The organism is Gudongella ferriphila (assembly GCF_046224405.1).
Lineage (GTDB): Bacteria > Bacillota > Clostridia > Tissierellales > Tissierellaceae > Gudongella.
The window spans coordinates 1-5,903 of record NZ_JBJXRK010000051.1; the positions used below are offsets into that span (position 1 = coordinate 1).

Annotated in this window: 6 protein-coding genes; all 6 read left to right on the top strand. The window is 39.9% G+C overall.

Features of this window, described 5'->3' with window-relative positions; translation table 11 throughout:
* Nucleotides 1–885 (top strand): discoidin domain-containing protein (locus ACKVDP_RS13490; protein ID WP_409229422.1); only part of this gene is annotated, 885 nt, incomplete at its 5' end.
* 14 nt (nucleotides 886–899) lie between these two features.
* Nucleotides 900–2,522 (top strand): hypothetical protein, encoded by a 1,623-nt coding sequence (locus ACKVDP_RS13495; protein ID WP_409229423.1) that lies wholly within the window; start codon nucleotides 900–902, stop codon nucleotides 2,520–2,522.
* 38 nt (nucleotides 2,523–2,560) lie between these two features.
* Nucleotides 2,561–2,911 carry a four helix bundle protein gene (locus ACKVDP_RS13500; RefSeq protein ID WP_409229424.1) on the top strand — a complete coding sequence of 117 codons (351 nt, stop codon included), beginning with the start codon at nucleotides 2,561–2,563 and terminating at the stop codon, nucleotides 2,909–2,911.
* A gap of 253 nt (nucleotides 2,912–3,164) precedes the next feature.
* On the top strand, nucleotides 3,165–4,283 hold the full coding sequence (locus ACKVDP_RS13505) for a reverse transcriptase/maturase family protein (RefSeq protein WP_409229426.1): 1,119 nt from the start codon (nucleotides 3,165–3,167) through the stop codon (nucleotides 4,281–4,283).
* The gene (locus tag ACKVDP_RS13510; RefSeq protein WP_409229427.1) at nucleotides 4,280–4,453 is read left to right on the top strand and encodes a hypothetical protein; all 174 of its coding nucleotides are present in this window, start codon (nucleotides 4,280–4,282) and stop codon (nucleotides 4,451–4,453) included. The genes ACKVDP_RS13505 and ACKVDP_RS13510 overlap by 4 nt, the downstream gene beginning before the upstream one ends.
* Nucleotides 4,454–4,530: 77 nt before the next feature.
* Nucleotides 4,531–5,903 (top strand): hypothetical protein (locus ACKVDP_RS13515; protein WP_409229429.1); only part of this gene is annotated, 1,373 nt, incomplete at its 3' end.

Genomic DNA, 5,903 nt, shown 5'->3' on the forward strand with positions numbered 1-5,903 from the left:
ACTGAAGAGTTGGTGGGAGATGTCACAGGACTGATACCTAAACCGATTGCTACTGGGGATTATTTTAGACCAATAGGAGCGGTGACTGGAAGCAGCCAATATTCAAGTTATGCACCATCAAGAGCCTTTGATGGCAACGTGACCGGGTCATATTGGTACACCCGCACAACAGGTGATCAGTGGGTGCAGGTTCAATTATCAGAACCTATCTTTGTATCAGGATTTAGATGGTATATCGGGTCTAGCTATAGACCAAATGGTTTTATTCTTCAAGGTTCAAACAATGGTACTGACTGGGACAATATTCAATCAGAAAACAGCCCTAATGCAACAGGTTGGCACGAGTTTAGTTTTGGAATCCCTGAAGCAGCTTACCAATATTACAGGTGGACTGTGACAAGCAGGCATTCAAGCTATTTATATATTTATGAGATTGAGCTTAGAGGAACAAAAGGGCAAGAAGGAGCTTTTAAGGTCACTGGGCAGGAATATAAGTATATAAATGGCCCATTGCTGGACAAGGAGTATCAAATAGTCAGTGTAGAGAATCACCCTACAGTTGACAAAGCACTACTGTTGACGATGCACCCTTTGAGCAGATTCCCAACGGTTGAAGGCAGTCTGACAGTTGAGTATGATGCTTCTGTTGGTACTCTTGCAGGTAGAGGCGGTCCGGTAGAAAATTTTATCGAAACATTCACACCTACTGATTTAGTCCCGGAACCTAATCCAGGCATAGAGGAAACTATATCAGTAGCACCGGTTGAATTATTAGCTGAACTTGTGGAAATAACTTATTCAAAAGGATTTGCAGAAGAAACATTATCGGCTGCGCCTGCTGAATTGACAGTCGATTTAGTATATGTTGGGGTTATTAACCCCTAAAAGGAGATGATAATATGAAGGTGAATTTAGGGGTCAGATTTCACAACAGATTTGACTTTGTAATAACAGATGTCAGCACCGGTGAGGTCAGCAGGGCATATGCCGCTTTAAAACCACAAGCTGAAAATATTGTTCTCAACAGGATGTATGAAAGACTACTTGGAGGCAATCCTTTCTTTTCAAATATCGTGTTTGGGACAGGAGATGGAACGCTAGACCCATCCAGAACAACACTTTTCAATAGGCTTGGATATGTCTCAGCACAGCTTGAATCCTTGGTCAGGAGTTACCCAACTAGCATATGGACACAGGTTGGAAGGTTGGAATCTCATGAATACAACGATAATGACCTAACAGAAGTAGGTATTTCTGAAACTACGACAAATATTAACACACACGCAAAGATAACAGACTCTGAGGGAAACCCCTTAACTGTTCCAAAAAGGTCAAACATTATCATAGACATTTACGCAACAGTATATGCAGAAGTGTATTCAGTAGATTCAGGGTGCTTTTTCTACGGGGACGGTTTGAGGAACTACTTAACGGGTGCTAGTGCTCCGAATAATGTAATAGCTCTAAACGATCTTCTTTCCCAAGAATCTGAAAGAATCAGTACTCTTACTGCTTCCAAGTCAACAAATCTAAGCGAAAAGAGTATGACTCTATCTGGAAATTTTTCTGTATATGACTTCAACCGAGATGTAAAGGCCATAGATTGGGTTGGAGGTGGATTGCGGTGGAAATTACCGCGGCCAGGAGTATATACGGGAACAAATAAAACAAATGTTGAAATTGGAACAGGAGATGGAATAAATAAAACATTCGAGTTGCCCAACCAGGAAGTCACAAGCCTCACAATAAGGGTAGATGGAGTAGTGACATCAGCATTTGAACACACATTTGACGATAAGGTTGTATTCGATACAGCACCAGCAGATGGATTATTAATCACTGCAGATTATACAACCAAGTATATGCCAAAAGATGAATTTCACGAATTGCCTATCACGATGAAAATAACATTCGGCGCCAGTCAACCATCGCCAGTAGTACCAGATCCAACTATGCCAAACGACTTGCCAGGCCCTCAAACATTGAGTGGGGGGGATGAATCAGGCGGTTATTTTGGAGAGGTATCAGCCCTCGACTTAATTAGCGGTGAAGACTTATGCAATGCGATTGGATTAACCGCAGGAACTCTGCAAGAGAGTGATGCAGGGTGGCTTAAGTATTACAACAATGATGAAATTATATATATTGCGAAAAGAACATTCAGACACACTATATCTTGGAATGATATCAACACTGTTGGTGCAATATTTGGAGACAAAAAGATTGCTGTAGGCAATCATGTTTTTGCTGTGAGAGCATTAAGCACAGCAGAGTGGAACAAACTAATATACCCAGTGCATGTAAATTATGGAACGTGGGCAAGTTTTACAGACGCTGATTTAAGAGTACATTACACATATGGAAATGGTTCTAGAACATGGACATCTACTCCTTCCGGCTCGAACCGCCACTACCGTGGTTTCAATTCCGTGGAGCTCTCGAACAGCGACGATCCGTCGTCTGCGGACTCTCGCAACGGGTTCCGCCCAGTCTTGGTATACCTCTATACTCTACCCTCTTAGGGCATGAGCGCAGGCGAATGCAATGACAAGGAGGACATATGAGTTATAACGACGACTTAATAATATATAAAAAGATAGAGACTCTTTTAGATACGATATACCCAAGGATAGTCAAATTTCCAAACTATGAAAAATTCAGATTGGCTGAGTATATTACATTAAATATCTTCGAATTGATGAAGTGTGTATCTCTGGCAAATAGCGTAAAATCAAAAAGACTTTCGTATCTTCAAGAGGCAGATGGATATTTTCAACTCCTAAGATCACAAATCAAATTTGCCAAAAGAAGAAAATACATTTCAAAAGGATTCTATGATCACATTGATGAACGAATGACAGAAATAAGCAAAATGCTAAAAGGCTACATCATGGCAACAGTAAAGAAATAGGAATATAGGGATTAGGCTGTAACCGGCTCGAACCGCATCAACCGTGGTAACAATTCCGTGGAGAACTCGAACAACAACAATCCGTCGAATGCGAACTCTAACAACGGGTTCCGCCCAGTCCTGATTTAATCAGGTTAATTAGATTGACGCGATTATGGTCTCGTCAACATGACTTGAATTATTTCAAGAGAGCCTAATTCCTTCACCTGGTGATCAGGTGTAAACACATAAACAATGGCATAGTGCTTAGTACTTGACGAAAGGAACACCAGTGATGCCGAAAAATCATAAACAGTACGGGGATGTATTTGACAAAATTGTAGATATTGCAACAGTTGAGAAAGCTTACAAGAAAGCTTTAAAGGGTGATGGGAAATATAATCGAGAAGCTATAATATTTAGCCAGGATGAAACATATAACCTAAAATTCCTAATTGATTCGCTTATAAACGAGACTTATGAATTTGATGGGTATATAAGATTCCCAGTATTTGAACCGAAGAAAAGAATTGTGGACGCGCCTCACTTCAAAGACAAGGTTGTTCAGCTGGCAATAAATTATACTCTAAAAGACATATATAAGGACAAATTTATATTTGATAGCTATGCTTGCATTGAAGGTAAAGGCACTCACAAATGCGCTGAAAGAATACAATATTTCATGCGCAAAGCACAATGGGAGTATGGCCCTGAAGCTACAATTATAAAAGCTGATGTTGAAAAGTTTTTCTATAGCATTGATAGAGATGTTCTAAAGACATTGTTGCCCAAGGCAATTAAGTGTAAGAAAACACTGAAGTTAATATTTAAGATCATAGATAGCGCAGATGTAATAGACTTGCTAGGCTTGCCATTGGGCAATACTTTAAGTCAAATATGCGCAAATGTATATTTGAACGAACTGGATCAGTACTGCAAAAGAGTATTAAGAGTTAAATATTATGTCAGATATATGGATGACATAATTATGATACTACCAGATAAAGAAACAGCCAGATATGCACTAGACCAAATCACCATCTATACCAATGAGGTACTGAATATTAAATTGAATTTTCATAAGACTAAAATGTTTCCCATAGCGCAGGGAGTGAACGCAATCGGTTATAAGATATATACAACCCACAAACTACTTAGAAGCGAGAGTAAGAAGAAAATAAAAAGAAAAATCAAAGCAATGCCAGATCTAATACTTGAAGGAAAACTTAGCATTCAAAAGGCAGAATCCATGTTAAATAGTTGGATGGGTCATGCTGGGCATGCGAACAGCCATAACTTCATTAAATCGCTATTTGAGAAGAATGGCTTCATTTATATGAATAGAAAAGGCACCATTAAAATCGATACTACAAAGTTAGGGGTGGTAACATGAAAACAGTTGAAAAAATATGCCCACATTGTGGCAATAAGATGGAGTATTGGACAAAAAGTAAGTTTATTACATGTCCTAAATGCAAGTCAATAGTTGAGGTTGAGCCTTGCAAGGAAGAATTAATAGAGGAACAGCTAGAGGAAGAATTGACAGAAGAAGTAAATGAATAGCTTTGTAATCCCGCTTGTGTTCATGTTTTTATGGGCGGGTCTACTTATGATAATGCTGCTTCACAGGAGGTGACAACATGGAATTACAATTTGAAACAACTGGTAAAATTGGAGAGGGTAATTTCCCCGACTTCTTGCAGTATTACAACACAGAAGGGCAATTATTATACTTGGATTCTGGAAGGCTATATGGATCAGCAACTGAAAGACTTGATGGAATTTTTACAGGGGTGGATTGGCACAGTCCTCTTGATGTATCTCCTGATGATGGCATGAGTAAGTTGCAAGTTAAAACATTGCCAGGGTTTGGTGTGGTTGGAAGCTACAAGACACCTACAGCACAAAAGCTATTGATATACGAATTTCAATATGATATGAGTAAATATTTATCTGATGGGAGTATCAAGCACAGCATAGACAACCCTATAAGCTCATTTACCCTGACCTTGGAGAATCCGGTTGACGAGGAAACAGAAATAGAAGGTCCAGTAGTGATGAATGAAAAATCAACACTATTAAGCCCTGGTGCAAAGATTATATTCAGGTTTGGCATGGGTGATGATTTCGAGGAATACGAGATGGGGACCTTCTATGTTGATAGGTCCAATTATTCCGTAAAAAGCAACACAGCCTCGGTAGATGGTAGAAACCTTATAGGAAAGGCTCTAAAGGACCAGACACTTAACGAGAACAATGTAATCTCATACGATATAATTACAAACATAATAAACGGAATGTTGGAAAAGGCAAACCTTGGGATTGACCAATACGAAGTTGAATACGACGCAACATATAGACGGTTTAGATTTGATGCTAACAAGACAGTTTATTCAGCTTTGGAAGAAATCTTCAGAACTATGGTTGACTGGAAGATGGAGGAAACGGTCCAGGAAGAGATTATTGTCGGAAGTCCATCATTTGGGTTATTCCCAACAAGAGGGATGTATAACTTCCAGAGGGACAAAGACATCTTTAGCAGGTCAATCACTATGGATGACCAGGGCAGTTATCGAAAGGTATGTGTCCATGATTCTGAATGGAACATCCAGATTTATGAGGACGTGGCATCCTTCACCGGATGGAATCTACAATCAAACAAAACCCTATTCGTGCAGGTGGCAGAGGGAACAAGCTCAACCAATGCCCAGGCAATAGCAACAGAGCTTGCAGGGAGGCTTGAGAGTGTAGGAAAGGTCGAAACCTTTACAGGGCCTTTCAGACCTCAACTACTTGTGGGAGATGGAGCTACCATCATGGATAGTGAGGGCAACACAGAACTTGGATTAATCACAGAGATTACCCACAGCTTTGGCAAGTCGGGATTCACTACAAACTTCACCGTTGATTCCGGTGGAAGATTAGGACGAGGCAGGTTGAGCGATTACATCCGCATGATAGACAACAAGCAAGAAGTGGGTTCGGTATTCTATGAAGATATACCAGTAGAGTA

Bases quoted from the DNA above. Each gene is read 5' to 3' on its own strand.
- ACKVDP_RS13495 (WP_409229423.1), top strand. From the start codon at position 900: ATGAAGGTGAATTTAGGGGTCAGATTTCACAACAGATTTGACTTTGTA.
- ACKVDP_RS13500 (WP_409229424.1), top strand. From the start codon at position 2,561: ATGAGTTATAACGACGACTTAATAATATATAAAAAGATAGAGACTCTT.
- ACKVDP_RS13510 (WP_409229427.1), top strand. From the start codon at position 4,280: ATGAAAACAGTTGAAAAAATATGCCCACATTGTGGCAATAAGATGGAG.